We start from the raw sequence: 15,745 nt of genomic DNA, 5'->3' as shown, positions 1-15,745 counted from the left end.
GTAAACCGAAATGCGCGCGCGCTCGCCCACCTCGGCCAGCGCCATCGGGTCGCTGGCCGGGGCATAGCTCATCCCCAGCGCGATCACGCTGCGCGCCTCGGGCCAGAGCGCCTGGGGCGCGCGGCGCTGGTCGGCGCGCGCGGCCATCCAGTCCATCGTGCCGTGGAATCCCTCGCCCAGCCATTGTTCGAGCCGCGCGCCGCGCAGCGGATCTTCGCCCGCCGCCGCGATGCCGCAAACGGCAAAACCAAGCCGCGCGGCCTCAGCTTTCAGCCGCTCGGCGAGAAGGGTTGCGCCCGCGTTAACCAAACTTGCTGCACCGAATGTTCATGGATTACGGTTAACGGCGATGAATATGAAAATCGAACCATTTAGCCATTTTGAGGGCGAAGCGATCAGCGATCCTGCGCTCGAAACGCAGGAACTGGCAATCGAGGCCCGCGGCCTGGTCAAACGCTTTGACGGTTTCACCGCGGTCGAGGGCGTCGATATCGCTGTGCCCAAAGGCTCGATCTACGGCATCCTCGGCCCCAATGGCGCGGGCAAGACCACAACCTTGCGCATGCTGCTCGGGATCATCGATCCCGATTCGGGCTATCGCCGGGTGCTGGGCAGCGAGCGGCCGACCCAGGTGGCGCGCCGGATCGGCTACTTGCCCGAGGAGCGCGGCCTTTACCCCGCGATGAAGGCCGCCGAGGCAATCGCTTTCCTCGCCTCGCTGCGCGGCATGCCGCTGAAAGAAGGGCGGCGCAAAGGGCGCGAAATGCTCGAGATACACGGCCTCGGCTATGCCGCAGACCGCCAGATTCGCCAGCTTTCCAAAGGCATGGCGCAGCAGGTCCAGCTTTTGGGAACATTGGTGCACGAGCCCGATCTGGTGGTGCTCGATGAGCCGTTCTCGGGCCTCGATGCGCTCAACCAGGGCAAGCTTGAGCGGATGATTCGCGGCCTTGCCGAACGCGGCACCACGGTGATTTTTTCCACCCACATTATCGCGCACGCCGAACGGCTGTGCGACCGGATCGCGATCATCGCCGGGGGCAAAGTGCCCTTTGCCGGGCGGGTCGATGAAGCGCGCGACCGGCTGCGCCCGCAAGTGCGGCTGGAAACCCGCACGCGCGACGGCGCTTGGCGCGCGGCGCTGCCGGCAGACGCCCGCAGCGAGGGCGCGTTCTGGCATTTCACTTTGCCCGAAACCGGCACCGAGCCGCTGCTGCGCGCGCTGATCGAGGGCGACGCGGGCATCCTCAGCCTGTCGATCGAGCGGCCCGGCTTGCACGATGCCTTCGTCGCGATCGCGGGCGAGGCCGCCGCGCATGCGCTGGCCGAAACCAAGGAACCTACTTCTGATGCAAGGGGTCGCCGCTGATGCTCGCTGATCATTTCCGCGCCGCCTGGGTGGTTGCCCGCCGCGATTTCACCGCGGTGATTTTCTCCAAGACCTTTATTTTCTTCCTGCTCGGGCCGCTGTTTCCGGTGTTCATCGGCGCGATGGCGGGGGCATTGGGCGCGCAAGTCCAACATGATCTCGACAATCCGCAAGTCGCCGTGGCGATGCCGGCGCAGCAGGGCGACGCGCTGATCGCGGCGCGCGATGCGCTGGCCCCGCGCATGGCCGGCGGCGTTCCCGAATATGTGATCGCCGAGCGGCTGAAAGATGGCCAGACCTTCGATGCGCGCCGCTTGCTGGGCGAAAAGGGCAACCGTGTCGCCGCCGTGCTTTCGGGCACGCTCGACGCGCCGGTCCTCACCGCGACGAGCGACCGCGTCGATCAGTGGCAGGGCCAGATCGCGCTATTTGCCAAGCAGGCGCGCAGCGATGATGTGGGCGCTTTCCCGGCCGTCAAGGCAGATCGGCTTGTCGCCACCGCCGCCTCGCGGCGGATGGATCAGGCGGTGACCGCGCAGGCCGGGCAGGTGCTGTTGTTCCTGCTCACGATGCTGCTGGCGGGGATGGTCCTTTCCAATCTGGTGGAGGAAAAGGCCAACAAGATCATCGAAGTGCTCGCCGCCGCGATCCCGATGGATGCGCTGTTTCTGGGCAAATTGTTTGCCATGCTCGCGGTCAGCCTGGTCGGCATCGCGGTGTGGGGTTCGGTGTTTGGCGCCCTGATGCTGGTGGGCATGAAATCGGTTCCGTTGCTCGCCGCCCCGGCGGTCGGCTGGCCGATGTTCATGGCGCTGGGCTTCGTCTACTTCGCGATGGCCTATCTGCTGCTCGGCTCGCTGTTCCTGTCGATCGGCAGCATGGCCAGCACGGTCCGCGAAGTGCAGACGCTGTCGATGCCGGTGACGATGGGGCAGCTCATGGTGTTCTTCTTTGCCAGCTATGCGCTGGCGCATCCGGGAACCTGGGTCGAGGCTGTTTCGATCGTATTTCCGGTGAGCTCGCTGTTTGCGATGCTGGCGCGGGCGGCGCAATCCCCCGCGCTGTGGCCCCATGTCGTCGCGCTGGTGTGGCAAGCGCTCTGCGTGGCGCTGATCGTGCGCTTCGGCGCGCAGCTGTTCCGCCGCTCGGTGATGAAATCCGGCCCCTCGCGCGCCAAGCGATCATGGAGCGCATGGGCCCGGGCAATGTTTGGTGCCGAGGCTAAGATTGCCTAATTGACATGAGTGTAGGTTGCACAGATAATACCGGTTAGAAGCGCGGCCAAACCAAGCGCCAAACCAAGCAAGGCCGCCATACCGGAGGATCGTCATGGCTACCCAGTTCGCGCCTGAAGCACCATTCACCTACCGCACTGCGCCCACCGCAATCGAGGCATTCGAAGCGTGGCTCCGCGAGAATCCGCAGGCCCGCCCGGCGCACACCCATCCGTGGGACGTCAGCCGCTCAGACATTTATGTCGAAGACCGCTGGGGCCCGATCTTTGCCGAGATGCGCGCCAAAGCGCCGGTGAACAAAGTCACGGGCACGCCTTATGGCGATTATTGGAACGTCACCAGCCACAAGGCGATCCAGCATGTCGAATCGCTGCCCGAGCTGTTTTCGTCCTCGTGGCAGCACGGCGGCATCACCATCGGCGATCCGCCAGCCGGGATCGATCCGGCCAAGCTGGCCGAGCGCCAGCTGCCGATGTTCATCGCGATGGACCGGCCCGAGCACACTGGCCAACGGCGCACCGTCGCCCCGGCGTTCACCCCGCGCGAGATGGTGCGCATGGAGGACGAGATCCGCCAGCGCACCGCCGAAGTGCTCGATTCGCTGCCATGGGGTGAGCGGTTCGATTGGGTCGACAAAGTCTCGATCGAGCTGACCACCGGCATGCTCGCGATCCTGTTCGGCTTTCCTTATCAGGATCGCCGCTTGCTCACCTTCTGGTCCGATTGGGCGGGCGATGTCGAGTTGACCCTGGCCGAAGGGCTGACCGACCAGCGCCACGAAATCCTGATGGAAATGGCACGCTATTTCCAGACGCTGTGGATGCAGCGGATGGGCGCAGAGCCGACCCCCGATCTCATTTCGATGATGATCCATTCGCCCGCAATGAGCCAGATGAGCCCGCAGGAGTTCATGGGCAATCTGGTGCTGCTGATCGTCGGCGGCAACGATACCACGCGCAACACGATGTCGGGCATTGTCCACGCGCTCGATCAGTTCCCCGATCAGCGTGCCCTGCTCGAAGCCGATCCTTCGCTCATTCCCAATGCGGCGCAGGAATGCCTGCGCTTCGTCACTCCGTTGGCGCACATGCGCCGCACCGCTTCGGCCGATGCCGAACTGTTCGGGCAGCAGATCAAGGCAGGCGACAAAGTGGTGATGTGGTACATCTCGGCCAATCGCGACGAAACCGTGTTCGAAAACCCGGACAAGCTGATCGTGGGCCGCGAAAATGCGCGCCGCCATCTCTCGTTTGGCCACGGCATCCATCGCTGCGTCGGCGCGCGGCTTGCCGAATTACAGCTGCGCGTGCTGCTCGAAGAAATGCACGAACGCAAAATGCGCGTCCGCATGGCGGGTGAGGCGGTGCGGGTGCGCGCGAATTTCGTGCATGGCTTCCGCAAGCTGGAGGTCGAGCTCGAAAAGCGTTCATGATGGGCGGGGCGCTTGCGCCAGTCATTTTCGGTTCATCTGACCGCGACTAAATACCAGGTCACCGACGGCGGGCACGCCTATGAATTTCCCCCGGTTCATTCCCAGCCCGCCCGCCGTCGGACCTTTCATTTCCCCACCGGGCGCGGCGGGAGGGTGATAACCCGGAATGAAACCCACGATGCCCAATCTCTTGCCTGTTTCGGCGCTCGCCTCGGGTGCCTCTTCTCTCTCTCGGCGCCTCCTGCTCAAGTTTCTAAGCGCGGGCGCGGCGATGACAGCCGCCACCGGTTGCAGCGCCAAATCGGCCAGCGAAGCACGGGCAAAGGCTATCTTTCCCATCCGCCATACCGAGGCGGAATGGCGCAAGCTGCTCACCCGCGATCAATTCTACATCCTGCGTGAGGAGGGCACCGAGCGGCCCGGAAGCTCGCCGCTGCTGGCCGAGCACCGCGCCGGAACGTTCGTCTGCGCGGCGGACGATAATCCGCTGTTCACGTCAAAAACGAAGTTTGAGAGCGGCACCGGCTGGCCCAGCTTCTGGCAACCGATCAAGGGCAGCGTGGGTACCACGCGCGACACCAGCTTCGGCGTGGTGCGCACCGAGGTGCATTGCGCGCAGTGCGGCGGCCATCTCGGCCATGTGTTCGACGATGGCCCACCGCCCACCGGCCTGCGTTATTGCATGAACGGTGACGCGCTGAAATTCCGCCCCGCCTGATCGCCGCAATCGGGCGCGCCCTGCTATCGCTCGGCGATCAGGTGTGGCAAGCGCCGCGCGATGCGTATCCTCCCGCTTGCGGTTCTCATTCTGGCGTTGATCCCGGCGGTCTTTCTGCATGCGCCGCCGCCGCCGCAGTCAGAGCAACAGATCGTGCGGCGGGTGGACCTGATGCCGTCGCTTGCGGCCTCTGGCCGCGCCGCTGGCGATTCGGGCGAACTTGGCGCATTCGAACTTGCAGGTGCATGGAAACTGACGAGCCCGCACCGCAAATTCGGCAACTTCTCGGCGCTGGTGCATGATCGTGCGGGGATGTTGATCGCCTTGGGCGACAGGGGCGGGATCATGCGGTTCTCGCCGCCGGATCGTCCGGGCAGATGGTTTGCCCGCATCGGCTTGCTCGTCGCAGGAGACCCGCGCAAGCGTTCACTGGCTTACGATGCCGAAGCGGCCGTGGCCGATCCGGCCTCGGGCCGGTTGCTGGTCGGTTATGAGGACCGACCCGCCCTGTTCGATTATCCCGCAGATGGGGCGATCCCGCGGCGGATTTCGGTTCCGGTGCTGCGCGAATGGCCGGGCAATCAAGGCCCCGAGGCGATGACCACGCTTGCGGATGGCCGGACGATCATCCTGGGTGAGGTCTATTCCCGCTGGTTTGACCGCCGCATTCATCCCGGGCTGATCTTCCCGGGCAAGCCGCGCGATCAGGAGAATCCGGCGCGTTTTGAGATTGCGATGCCCGCAGGCTTCCGTCCGACCGAATTGGCCCAGATGCCGGACGGGCGGGTGCTGGTGCTGGGGCGCTCGCTCTTGGCCCACGGTTTCAGCTCGACCATTTCGGTGTTTGATCCGGGCGAACTGCGCGCTGGCAAGATGCTCATGCCCCGGCTGATCGCCAAGATCGCCCGACATGGCCTCCGCGAAAATTTCGAAGGCATGACCAGCGTGCGCGATGCCGATGGCAGCATCGCCGTATGGCTGATTTCAGATAGCAACAAGATGGTCTTGGCGCAGCGAACGCTGTTGCTCAAGCTGCGCCTAAAACCGGGAAGCTGAGGCCGGCAAAGCGCCAAAGGCGGAGCACCTGCCCCGCCACCCCGAAATCAGGCAGCGACAGCCTTGACCAGTTCGCGCTTCACCTTGATCGCGCGCGGGCTGAGCTTGGTGTCCGACTGCTTGAGCAGCCAGTTGTCCAGTCCGCCGTTGTGCTCAACCGAACGCAGGCCGTGCGTCGAAACGCGGAACTTGAAGCTCCGATCAAGCCGCTCGCTCATCAGTGTCACGTTCTGCAGATTGGGCAGGAACACGCGCTTGGTCTTGTTGTTGGCGTGGCTCACGTTGTGGCCGACCTGGCGACCCTTACCGGTCAGTTCGCAAATGCGCGACATGGCTGAATACTCGCTTCGTAAAATCGATACAGATATCGTGAAAGCGCGGCTCTTAATCATCCAGCGCCGCAAGTCAAGGATTCGCGCGTTGCGCCGGGCCAGCGATCCGGTTTAGCGCAAACGCCATGACCCGCTGGCCCATTCCCGAACCGATGCGCACCGCGCTCGATGCCGCCACGAGGGCGGGCGAGGCGGGCGAAGTGCCCGTCGGTGCGGTTGTCGTCAAGCAAGGCGTGGTGATCGCCGCCGCCCACAATGCGCCGCGCGAACGCCGCGATCCCACCGCCCACGCCGAAATGCTGGCGATTCGCGCAGCGGCGCAGGCGCTGGGCAGCGAGCGGCTTGACGGGTGCGATCTGTGGGTCACGCTGGAGCCTTGCGCGATGTGCGCCGGGGCGATCGTGCATGCGCGGATCGCCCGGGTCTATTACGCCGCGAGCGATGCCAAAGGCGGCGCGGTGGAGCACGGTGCGCGCCTATTCGATGCCCCCGGCTGCCTGCACCGGCCGGAAGTTTATGCAGGGATGGGCGAGAGCGAGGCGGCGGAACTGCTGCGCGCGTTTTTCCGCGAGCGCCGTTAGGCCCCGCGCCAGATTTTCAGCGCCTCGCCATCATCCGCACCGCGATCCATGCAGGGTGCGGGCATGAAGTCCTTGCCGTAGCAGATGTGCATTTCCTCCAGCCAGCCACGCGGATTGGCCTTGATGCGGATCATCCCGGGCCGCAGCGATGCCGTCCCCCGGATCAGCGCGCGGCGAAGATCGCCGGCGGTCAGGCCCGGCTGGCGCGATAGCCGCGCCATGTCCGGAAATCTGAGCGACTGCACCAGCGCGCCGCCCGCCCGGAAGTAGCCGCCCGGCGACCGCGCCATGCAGCTGCCGTGCTTCGCCCATTCGTGCGCGATCAGATCGGTGGATGGGGTGAGGCACAGCGCGCCGCGCACCGCTGGCGCAGGTACAGGAGTGATCGCGCACCACTGCGGCCACGTGCCCGGCGTGCTTTCCGGCCAGAGCCCATGCAACACGAAGCCGAAGCGCCCCATCTGGCCGCCGCATTGCAGGGCATTGGCCGGACGATCCCGGCGGGCGCGGCAGTATTCGGGCGACCACGTCAGCGCCAAAGTATAGCCAGAGATCGGCAGCACCCGGCGCGGGCCATCGGGGCGGGGCAGGGCCGGCGCTGCGATCTGGCTTGGCACGCGGCATTGCAGGGCCTGCGCCTTTGCTGACACGCCGTGGAGAACGCCCAGTGCGATGAGGGCGACCCGCAGCGTCACAGCGGCGTGAAGTCCAGCCCGATATCGGCGGCAGGCGCACTTTGGGTCAGGCGGCCGACCGACACGTAGTCCACGCCCGACGCCGCAATTGCGCCGATCGTATCGAGCCGCACGCCGCCTGAGGCTTCGCAAGGCGCCCGGCCCGCCACTAGCGCCACCGCCTCGCGCAATATGTCCGGCCCCATGTTGTCGAGCAGCAGACGGGTTGCGCCGGCCGCCAAGGCTGGCTCGATCTGGTCGATGCGGTCGACCTCGCAGATCACGTCCGCCACGCCGGCGCCCAGCGCGCGGCGCACCGCCTCGCCGACGCCGCCCGCCACCGCGACGTGGTTGTCCTTGATCATGGCAGCATCCCACAGGCCCAGCCGGTGGTTCATCCCGCCGCCGGTGCGCACCGCATATTTCTCAAGATGGCGCAGGCCGGGAATGGTCTTGCGGGTATCGAGCAGGCGCGCCTTTGTCTCGCCCATGGCATCGACATACTGGCGCGTCAGGGTCGCCACGCCCGACAAGTGCTGTACGGTGTTGAGCGCGCTGCGCTCCGCGGTCAGCATGGCGCGGGCATTGCCGGTCATGCGCATGAGCGCAGCACCGGGGGCGACTTGAGCGCCTTCGGGGGCGAGAACCGTGATCTCCATCGCCGGATCGAGTGCACGGAAAAAAGCGGCGGCGATGGGCAACCCGCAGACCGTGATCGCGTCGCGGCTTTCCATCACCCCGGCAAAGCGCGCGTCCGCCGGGATGACGCTCTCGCAGGTCACGTCATGACCGCCGCCGGGAAGCCCCGTGCCGAGGTCTTCGGCAAGCGTGGTGGAAACGAAGGCATCGAGATCGAAGCCGGGGATAGTGAAAGCAGTCATGCTGGCGCTTTAGCAGGCGGCATGCAGCCGACCAAGCCGCGTTAATGCACGAACCGGGCGACCACCTCGCGGTAGGACCGGCTCACTTTGACCTCGGCCCCGCTCGACAGCACGAGGAAGCATTCGCCATTGGTATGCGGGCGCACCTGCCGCACCTGATCGAGATTGACGATCTTGGAGCGGTGGACGCGCTGGAACACGCGCGGATCGAGCCGCCGCTCAAGGTCTTTCATCGTCTCGCGCAGGATCAGCGAATTGTCGCCGGTATATATGCACATATAATCGCCCGCCGCCTCGATCCGCTCGATGGTATCGACATCGACGCGGAAGATCTGGCCGCGATCTTTGATGTTGATCAGCTTTTCGTAGCGGCCCAGCGCGGGCTCGGGCTCGTCGGGCATGGCGTCCATCGCTTCTGGCGCGACTTCGGCGAGCACGATCTTGAGCTTCTCGATTTCTTCAAGCCCGCGCTTTTCGGCGATGCGCGTGCGCGCGCGGTCGAGCGCATCGGCGAGGCGATCCGTGTCCACTGGCTTGAGCAGATAATCGACCGCGTTGGCCTCAAACGCTTTCAGCGCATGCTCGGAATATGCAGTGACGAACACGAACAGCGGCGGCTCGATCTCAATCACCCCTTTGACGACGCTGAACCCGTCAAAGCCGGGCATCTGGATATCGAGGAAGACGAGATCGGGTTTCTCGGTCTTGATCTTGCGGATCGCCTCGCGCCCGTTGGAGCAGGTGTCGATCACTTCCACATCGGGAAATGCCTCCAGCCGCAGCTGCAAGCCTTGAATGGCGAGTTTTTCATCGTCGACGAGAATGGTGCGAATGGTCATGCGCGCGCCTTGCTAACGAAGGGTGGTGCCGCCGCTCAAAGCGAGCGAGGTGGCATTAAAAACAGACGTCTGCGTCACCCGGCAACAACGGGCGTGAATGCGTTCTGGCGCAGCAGCGAACCCGCCCCGGCGGCTGGTTCGCGCACGGTAAACGGCAATTCGATGGTCACGGCAAAGCCGCCCTCTGCGCGGTTGGCAAATTCAAAGCGGTGTTCATCCCCATATGCTTGCGCCAGACGGTCGCGGATGTTGGCAAGGCCGATGCGGGTAGAATCCGCTTCATCGCCGCTGACGTTGAACAATGTCGATGGGTCGATGCCCGGTTGCAACCCCGGCCCGGTATCAGACACGGTGACCCGCAGCACCGGGCCGACGAGCCGTGCGGTGATGGTGATTTCCGCGCCATCCTCAAGCGGGCTGACCGCATACTTGATCGCATTCTCCACCAAAGGCTGGAGCAAGAGCGACGGCATCAGCCCTTGCTGGGCGGCATCATCGATATCGAACGCCGTGCGCAGCCGGTCTTCAAAGCGCATGCGCTCGATATCGAGATAGAGCTTCAGCGTCTCGATCTCCTGCGCCACCGTCACCCGCCCGGTGGGCTCGTTGATGAGGGTGTAGCGCAGGAACGAGGAGAGGCGGCTGAGCATCGCATTGGCGGGCTCGGTCTGCTTGAGCAGCACCAGCGTCGAAATCGAATTGAGCGTGTTGAACAGGAAATGCGGATTGAGCTGATATCGCAGCATGGCCAGCTGGGCCGATGTGGCCTGCGCTTCCAGCCGGATCAGCTGGTCGTTCTGTTCCTCGACCTGAACATAGAAATTGATCGCATAATACAGCGCCGACCAGGCCCCCAGCAGCGTGAGATCCAGATAGAACACGCCAAGGAACAATTGCACGAACGCGGCGTCGCTGCCCTGCCGATAGAGGCTGATCACCCATGAATCGATGAAGGCATAGAGGCCGACGGCGATGGCCAGCACAAACGCGGTGATCCCCCAGGTGACCAGCGGCTGGCGGTTGATCAGCGCGCGGTACACCACCGAGAGGAGCAGCGAGATCGAAAAGCCGGTGATCGAGGCGATCAGCACGATGATCAGGAACGATAGCGGCTGCGCATTGGCGAGACTGGAGAGCGCGCGCAGCAGCATCGCGCCGCCCCAGCCGAGCAGCTGAAGCCGCCAGAACGCCCGGTTTTTATTGCCGAAGAACGGCGTGGGAGGAAGCGGCAACAAGACAGCCATGATCGCTCTCTAGCGCCTCGCGGCAGCTTGCGCCACCGCCCGCGCCGAGCGGCTGAATGCTTAGCGGGCAGGCTCCGCAGGCGCGGTATCCTCGCGCCGGAAATGCTTCGCCCAATCGTGATCGGGGGCGGCGGCCATTTGCGCGATTTCGGCGCGGATCCGGGCAAGCCGCGCGCGTGTGCTGCCGTGGGTCGATGAAGCGATCAGCGCCAGCGTGCCTGCGGCCAGCCGCTCGTTCATCGCCGCCGCCGCCGCCGGATCGAACCCGGCATTGGCAAGGATCCAGACCGAGAGGCGGTCTGCCTCGCGTTCGCAGCGCTGGGTGACCGCGCGCCGATTGCGCACGCCGGTAATCAAGCTTTCGTGATCGAGCGCGGCGTGGGCCAGCTCGTGCGCCAGCACCGCTGCGATCATCGCCGGATCATCGCCCAGCTTACGCAAGGTTTCGCGCCCGATGCGCACCTGATCGCGCGATGCGGCGGCATTGCCTTTTCCATCATCGACGATGAAGCGCACGGCGCAAGCAGGCGCACCGCGCACGGCGATCACCCGGTCATCCGCCAGCGTGAGCGAGACTACGCCGGATTGCGCCAGCGCGCGCTCGATCCGCTGCTGCAATCCCAGCACGCGTGCCCAGCTATCGTTGCGGGGCGGCGGCATCAGGCTTTTGACGGGAGCGCCCTCGATTGCGCCCACCGTGGCATTGGCCGCGAGCCCGGCGCGCGCCGCAGGGCCATCGGCGGCCACCGCCGCGACCGCGATATCGCCGCTCAGGCCATACGCCTGGCGTGCGCGCGCTGGATCATCGAAAGTCTGCGCATCGGCCAGCAGCAAACCGATGCCGGGCGCCGCGCGCGCGCAGAACGCGGCATTGCCATGGCTCAGCCGCCAGCCGAGCGATTGCACAGCCTCGTCGTCGCGCTGCAATTGATCGATCGGCTGCGCCGCTGCCGGCAGGGCCAGATTGGCGAGGGCGAGACTGGCGAGCGCCAGCACCGCCGCGAGGCGGCGCCCGTCAGCCCTTGCGCGCCGCGTCGATCGCATTCTGCAATTTCTCGCGCCCAAGCGCGCCAGACAGCACCGTTCCGCCGATTGCCCAGGCCGGCGTGCCGCTCACGCCAAGCTGGCGGGCGAAGCCAAGGTTGCGCTCAAGCTCCTGCTGCACGCCGGATGCGCGCGCAAACTGGGCCGCGGCCGCATCATCGAGCCCGGCCGCCTGCGCGGCGGCGGCGATGCTCGCCGCGCTGGGCCGCTCGCCGGAAAACATCGCGGTGTGAAAAGCGCCGTATTTCCCTTGCGCGGCAGCGGCGAGGCCCATGCGCGCGGCAGGTTCGCTTTCCGGCGCGATGATCGGCAGATGGCGGATCACCACGCGCAAATCGGGATTGGCGCGCACCAGCGCTTCGACATCAGCGACGCTGCTGCGGCAATAGCCGCAGGCAAAATCGGTAAACTCGACCAGCGTGAGCTTGCCCGCAGGATTGCCGAGCACCGCGCCCGGAAACGGTGTTTCGACCGCGCCGCGCAGCGGGGCCAGCCGCGCGGCCGCTTCGCGCGCCTCCAGCTTTTCCATGGCTTCGGGCAGGATTTCGGGATGCTCCAGAATGGTGGCGCGGACCAGTGCTTGAATCGCCGCGCGATCTCCCGCGCTCATCCCGGCGCCCGCCAGCTGTGCGGACAAGGGGGCCCCGGTCGCACCGCCGCCGCGATGGCTCTCGTACCACCACCCAGCGCCCGCGCCCACGCCGACAAGGAGCATCGCCAGCACCATCAGGAGAGCAGGACGTAAACGCATGGGGTGGTTCTCCGCAGGAGCGATCAGGCTCTATCGCTTCTTGCGCTGGCGCTCAATCATCGCGCGGGCCGACATCGCGATATCTTGCGCACGCAGCCAATCGGGCGAATCCTTGGGCAAAGATACTTCAGCGGCTTCGGCGCTGCGCAGCGCCTCGGGCAAGCGCATCTCGCCGAGCTGCTGCTCGGCGCTGGCGAGGCGCGCGCGCGGGGTATCGCCCTGCGCTTCATAGACGACCCCCAGCTGATACCAGGCAAAGGGATTATCGCGGTCGCGCGCCACGGCGGTTTTGAGCACGCGCTGTGCTTCGGCAAAGTTCGCCCGGTCCTCGGTCGCAAGCAGGGCATGGCCGAATGTGGTCGCTATCAGCGGCTCGTTCCGCGAGAGCATGACCGCGCGGCGCAAGGGCACCAACGCATCGACCGGTTTTCCCGATTCGAGCAGGACCTGCCCCTTCAGTTCAAGCACATAAGGATCGTTGGGCGTCTTGGCGAGCAGCGCATCGGCCTCGGCCAGCGCCTTGTCCATCAGCGCCTCTTTATGAAAGGCATAGGCCCGGGCATAGCGCGCGGGCGCATCGGTGAGATATTCCGGATAAGCGGTCAACGTCGCGGCAGGTTCGGCCAGATAGCCATAAAGCTTGGCCTTGATCCGCAGAAACCGTTCCTGCAGCGACGGGTCTATCGGTGTATTCCACGCAGCGTCGCGCTCAAAGGAATCCTGCAGCGTGGCGATCCGGTCAGAGGTTACCGGATGGGTGCTGTAAAAGTCGGTCTCCTCGCTGCGTTTGAAGCCATAGCGAAATTCCTGCGACTGCAGCTTCTTGAAAAAGTCGATCGAACCGCGGCCCGATATGCCGGCCTTCGCCAGAAACTGGACGCTGGCGGCATCCGCGCTCGATTCCTGCGCGCGGCTGAAGGCCAGGTATTTGCCCAGCGCGGCCTGCTGCCCTGCCATGAACACGCCGATCCCGGCATCGGCCGACCCTGCGGCCGCAGCGGCCGCGCCGAGCAGCAGGCTGAGCAGCGTGATCCCGGTGGCCGCCTTTGAACCGCCGTCGCTGATCACATGTCCGCCGGTGATATGGCCGATCTCGTGGGCGATCACCCCTTGCACTTCGGCGACATTGTCCGCCGCGCCGATCAGCCCCGAATGGATATAGACGGCCTGCCCGCCCGCCACGAAAGCATTGATCGAGCCATCGTTGAGCAGGACGATGTCGACATTGCGCGGTTGCAGCCCGGCGGCTTCGATCACTGGCCTGGCAATATCGCGCAGCAGCGATTCGGTCTCGGCGTCGCGCAGCACCGATTGCGCGCTGGCCGTGCCTGCGCTCAACCCCAAAGCGAGGCTGGCGGCAAGCGCAGCAAAGTGCGCGATCAGGCGGAGCGGTTTGGATGTGATCACGGCAGCATGCCTTATCGCCCCGCCGCCTGAACGCGCGGTGAAGCTGCGGCCGCGGGCGCGCGTGAACGAGTAGCTGGACCCGTAACCTGGGCAAGAAACGGTAACACCGCATCCAGCGCGCGCGCATCGCCCGAAAAGGGCCGCGCGAACATCATGATCAGGCCTTCATGCGTTACCTTGTCGAGCAATATCGCGTGTGTCGGCGCGCCAGCGGTGGTCAGCGCGCGCGCCAGCGCCACCGAATTGCGCGGCTTCACCCGGGTATCTGCGGTGCCATGGATCAAGAGAAGCGGCGGCGCACCGGCGCGGGCATGCGCGATCGGCTGGGTGGCTTCGGCATCGCCCGCCTCGCCAAAACTGTTGATCGTTGCTTCGGTATCGAAGGGAAAGAAGTCAAACGGGCCGGCCAGCGCAACCACGCCGCGCAAATGATCGGCGGATAGCCGCTGCTGCGCCAGCCAGCGGCGATCCAGCGCCAGCATCGCCGCGTTGTATGCGCCCGCCGAATGCCCCATCACCACCACGCGCGCCGGATCGCCGCCATGCGCGGCGGCATTGTCCGCCACCCAGCGCAAGGCCCCGGCCCCGTCCTCCAGCATCGCGGGAAAACGCTCGGCAGGAAACAGCCGGTAGCCCGCCAGCACCACGGCATAGCCGCGCGGTGCCAATGTGCGGGCGATGAACGTATAGTCATGCGGATCGCCCGCGCTCCACCCGCCGCCGTGGATAAAAACCAGCACCGGCAGCGGCGGTTTTGCGGCTACGGAGCCCGCCGCCGGAAGAAACATTTCGATCTTTTGTGCCGGATCAGGGCCATAACGTTCGGCCGCAACCAGCCGGATTGGCCCGTCGCCGCCGCGCAGCAGCTTGTCTGCGCCGTTCAACACCGCGACCGCATTCGCCGAAAGCGCCTGCCGGTATGCGGCATAGCCCAAAACGCCGAGCAGCAGCACGGTGATCAGCAGCCAGCCCAGCCAGCTCAATTGAGGAATTCCCACGCTGCGCCCATTCTGCCTGCCCGCCATCATCACGGATGGCTAGCAGGTTGCGCGCACTGCGCGAAGGGGGGCGGCCCCGGCCCTTTCGATCAGGTCGGCGGCGATCAGGCCGTGAGGCGGCGCGCCGCGCGTTCGAACAAGGGTTCGCCGCGCGCGATCTCGCCCAGCAACACCACTTCGCCACTGGCCAATCGGCGCATCATGACCAGCGCAAATTCTTCCGCGCTTTCGCTCAGCATCGCCAGCGGTTTGGGCGTGAGCGCGCGCAGCGCGGCTTCCAGCGGCACATGCGCGGGGCGGCCTGCTTTGCCGCTTTCGAGGCGGCGCAGCTGTCGTTCTACGGCGACCACTCCCTTCAATCCGCCCGGTGCCTCGGCCAGAAACCGGCCAAGCGCGCCTTGCGGCAGCTCCAGTCGCTGGGCGTGTCCCAGCACGGCGGCGTATTCGGTAATGCGCGTTTTGTCGTAACCGGCCCCGAACACCAGCTTGACCAGCGGAGTCAGCGGCGCGCGTTCCTGCATGGTGAGCCCGGCATCGGCGATCATTTCGGCATAGTCATCGGGCGCTTGCGCGGCGGCGAGGGCAAAATCCCAGGCGCGGCCGATCGCTTCATAAAGCGCGGTGCGGGTGCGATCCTCGCTGGAATGCGCCAAAGCCGCCAGAACGCGCGCCGAGGCCAGCCAGTCCGCCAGCGATTCCGGCTCATCGTGAAACCAGCCAAACTCCGGATCGGGCAATCCATCGCTGCCGGGCGGCGCGATAAAGGCCAGCGAAGGTTCGACGATTTCGGTGCCGATCTCGCCAAGATCGAGCGTCGGGCCAGTGCTGGCAGGGCCATCGGCCCAGGCCGAGAGCGCCAGCGCAGGCGAGCGCCGCTGCGCGGGTTGGCTCTGATCAACCCGGCCAAGCGATTTGTCGATCTCAAGCAGCAGCGCATCGGTGGTTTGCTGACCGGCCAGCTCTTTCCAGTTGATCACGCCATAAATGTAATCGATCGCCTGCTGATCGGACGAGAACGGCAGGAGGATGCCGCGATAGAGGATGGTGCGGCCGCGCTGGTTGACGAACTCCGCTTCGAAACCGATCGGTGCCTGATTGGCGATGATTTGCAGATAATGATCGGTGATGCGCGAAAGCAGCGAGCGGCCGGGCACATCGCTCAGCCGCTTCAGCTCGCCTTTGGT

General features: G+C 65.5%; 17 protein-coding genes. 6 read left to right on the top strand and 11 right to left on the bottom strand.

Annotation, left to right across the window (positions count from 1 at the left end):
- The coding region (locus tag Q0O40_RS11350; RefSeq protein ID WP_295529709.1) for a QueG-associated DUF1730 domain-containing protein at nucleotides 1-309 on the bottom strand (309 nt) is incomplete at its 3' end.
- Nucleotides 310-349: 40 nt separating this feature from the next.
- Between Q0O40_RS11350 and Q0O40_RS11345 the strand changes: the two genes are divergently transcribed.
- The 5 genes from Q0O40_RS11345 (at nucleotide 350) to Q0O40_RS11325 (ending at nucleotide 5,810) form a co-directional block, all read left to right on the top strand.
- Entirely contained in the window at nucleotides 350-1,369 is a 1,020-nt protein-coding gene (locus Q0O40_RS11345; RefSeq protein WP_295529707.1) for an ABC transporter ATP-binding protein, read from the top strand.
- Nucleotides 1,369-2,604 (top strand): ABC transporter permease, encoded by a 1,236-nt coding sequence (locus tag Q0O40_RS11340; protein ID WP_295529705.1) that lies wholly within the window; start codon nucleotides 1,369-1,371, stop codon nucleotides 2,602-2,604. The genes Q0O40_RS11345 and Q0O40_RS11340 overlap by 1 nt, the downstream gene beginning before the upstream one ends.
- Nucleotides 2,605-2,698: 94 nt before the next feature.
- Nucleotides 2,699-4,036, top strand: a complete 1,338-nt coding sequence (locus tag Q0O40_RS11335) for a cytochrome P450 (protein WP_295529703.1) — start codon at nucleotides 2,699-2,701, stop codon at nucleotides 4,034-4,036.
- A 271-nt stretch (nucleotides 4,037-4,307) separates the two neighbouring features.
- Entirely contained in the window at nucleotides 4,308-4,754 is a 447-nt protein-coding gene (gene msrB / locus Q0O40_RS11330; protein WP_295529701.1) for a peptide-methionine (R)-S-oxide reductase MsrB, read from the top strand.
- A gap of 60 nt (nucleotides 4,755-4,814) precedes the next feature.
- Complete coding sequence (locus Q0O40_RS11325) at nucleotides 4,815-5,810, top strand: esterase-like activity of phytase family protein (protein ID WP_295529700.1); 996 nt, start codon at nucleotides 4,815-4,817, stop codon at nucleotides 5,808-5,810.
- Nucleotides 5,811-5,857: 47 nt separating this feature from the next.
- On the opposite strand, the gene rpmB is transcribed toward Q0O40_RS11325, so the two are convergent.
- Nucleotides 5,858-6,142 carry a 50S ribosomal protein L28 gene (rpmB, locus tag Q0O40_RS11320; RefSeq protein WP_295529698.1) on the bottom strand — a complete coding sequence of 95 codons (285 nt, stop codon included), beginning with the start codon at nucleotides 6,140-6,142 and terminating at the stop codon, nucleotides 5,858-5,860.
- A gap of 125 nt (nucleotides 6,143-6,267) precedes the next feature.
- Here rpmB and Q0O40_RS11315 point away from each other — a divergent pair, with 125 nt between their 5' ends.
- A complete protein-coding gene (locus tag Q0O40_RS11315) occupies nucleotides 6,268-6,723 on the top strand; it encodes a nucleoside deaminase (RefSeq protein WP_295529696.1) in 456 nt (151 codons plus the stop codon).
- On the opposite strand, the gene Q0O40_RS11310 is transcribed toward Q0O40_RS11315, so the two are convergent.
- The 9 genes from Q0O40_RS11310 to Q0O40_RS11270 form a co-directional block, all read right to left on the bottom strand.
- Complete coding sequence (locus Q0O40_RS11310; protein WP_295529694.1) at nucleotides 6,720-7,418, bottom strand: ribonuclease T; 699 nt, start codon at nucleotides 7,416-7,418, stop codon at nucleotides 6,720-6,722. The genes Q0O40_RS11315 and Q0O40_RS11310 overlap by 4 nt on opposite strands.
- A complete protein-coding gene (gene nadC, locus Q0O40_RS11305) occupies nucleotides 7,415-8,278 on the bottom strand; it encodes a carboxylating nicotinate-nucleotide diphosphorylase (RefSeq protein WP_295529692.1) in 864 nt (287 codons plus the stop codon). Before nadC ends, Q0O40_RS11310 begins: the two co-directional genes overlap by 4 nt.
- 41 nt (nucleotides 8,279-8,319) lie before the next feature.
- On the bottom strand, nucleotides 8,320-9,117 hold the full coding sequence (locus Q0O40_RS11300) for a LytTR family transcriptional regulator DNA-binding domain-containing protein (protein WP_295529690.1): 798 nt from the start codon (nucleotides 9,115-9,117) through the stop codon (nucleotides 8,320-8,322).
- A 74-nt stretch (nucleotides 9,118-9,191) separates the two neighbouring features.
- Nucleotides 9,192-10,361: a sensor histidine kinase gene (locus Q0O40_RS11295; RefSeq protein ID WP_295529688.1), complete on the bottom strand. Its 1,170-nt coding sequence runs from the start codon at nucleotides 10,359-10,361 to the stop codon at nucleotides 9,192-9,194.
- A gap of 60 nt (nucleotides 10,362-10,421) precedes the next feature.
- Entirely contained in the window at nucleotides 10,422-11,405 is a 984-nt protein-coding gene (locus tag Q0O40_RS11290) for a M48 family metalloprotease (RefSeq protein WP_295529686.1), read from the bottom strand.
- Complete coding sequence (locus Q0O40_RS11285; protein WP_295529684.1) at nucleotides 11,377-12,156, bottom strand: DsbA family protein; 780 nt, start codon at nucleotides 12,154-12,156, stop codon at nucleotides 11,377-11,379. Before Q0O40_RS11285 ends, Q0O40_RS11290 begins: the two co-directional genes overlap by 29 nt.
- 30 nt (nucleotides 12,157-12,186) lie before the next feature.
- Nucleotides 12,187-13,536 (bottom strand): M48 family metalloprotease, encoded by a 1,350-nt coding sequence (locus Q0O40_RS11280; protein WP_295529711.1) that lies wholly within the window; start codon nucleotides 13,534-13,536, stop codon nucleotides 12,187-12,189.
- Between the two features lie 38 nt (nucleotides 13,537-13,574).
- Nucleotides 13,575-14,546 (bottom strand): alpha/beta hydrolase, encoded by a 972-nt coding sequence (locus Q0O40_RS11275; protein WP_295529682.1) that lies wholly within the window; start codon nucleotides 14,544-14,546, stop codon nucleotides 13,575-13,577.
- A gap of 119 nt (nucleotides 14,547-14,665) precedes the next feature.
- Nucleotides 14,666-15,745: hypothetical protein (locus tag Q0O40_RS11270; protein WP_295529680.1), on the bottom strand; the 1,080-nt coding region annotated here is incomplete at its 5' end.

It is taken from the genome of Novosphingobium sp. Chol11 (assembly GCF_945870625.1).
Lineage (GTDB): Bacteria > Pseudomonadota > Alphaproteobacteria > Sphingomonadales > Sphingomonadaceae > Novosphingobium.
Note: the sequence above shows the minus strand (reverse complement) of the source record. Positions and strands in the feature narration are given on the sequence as shown.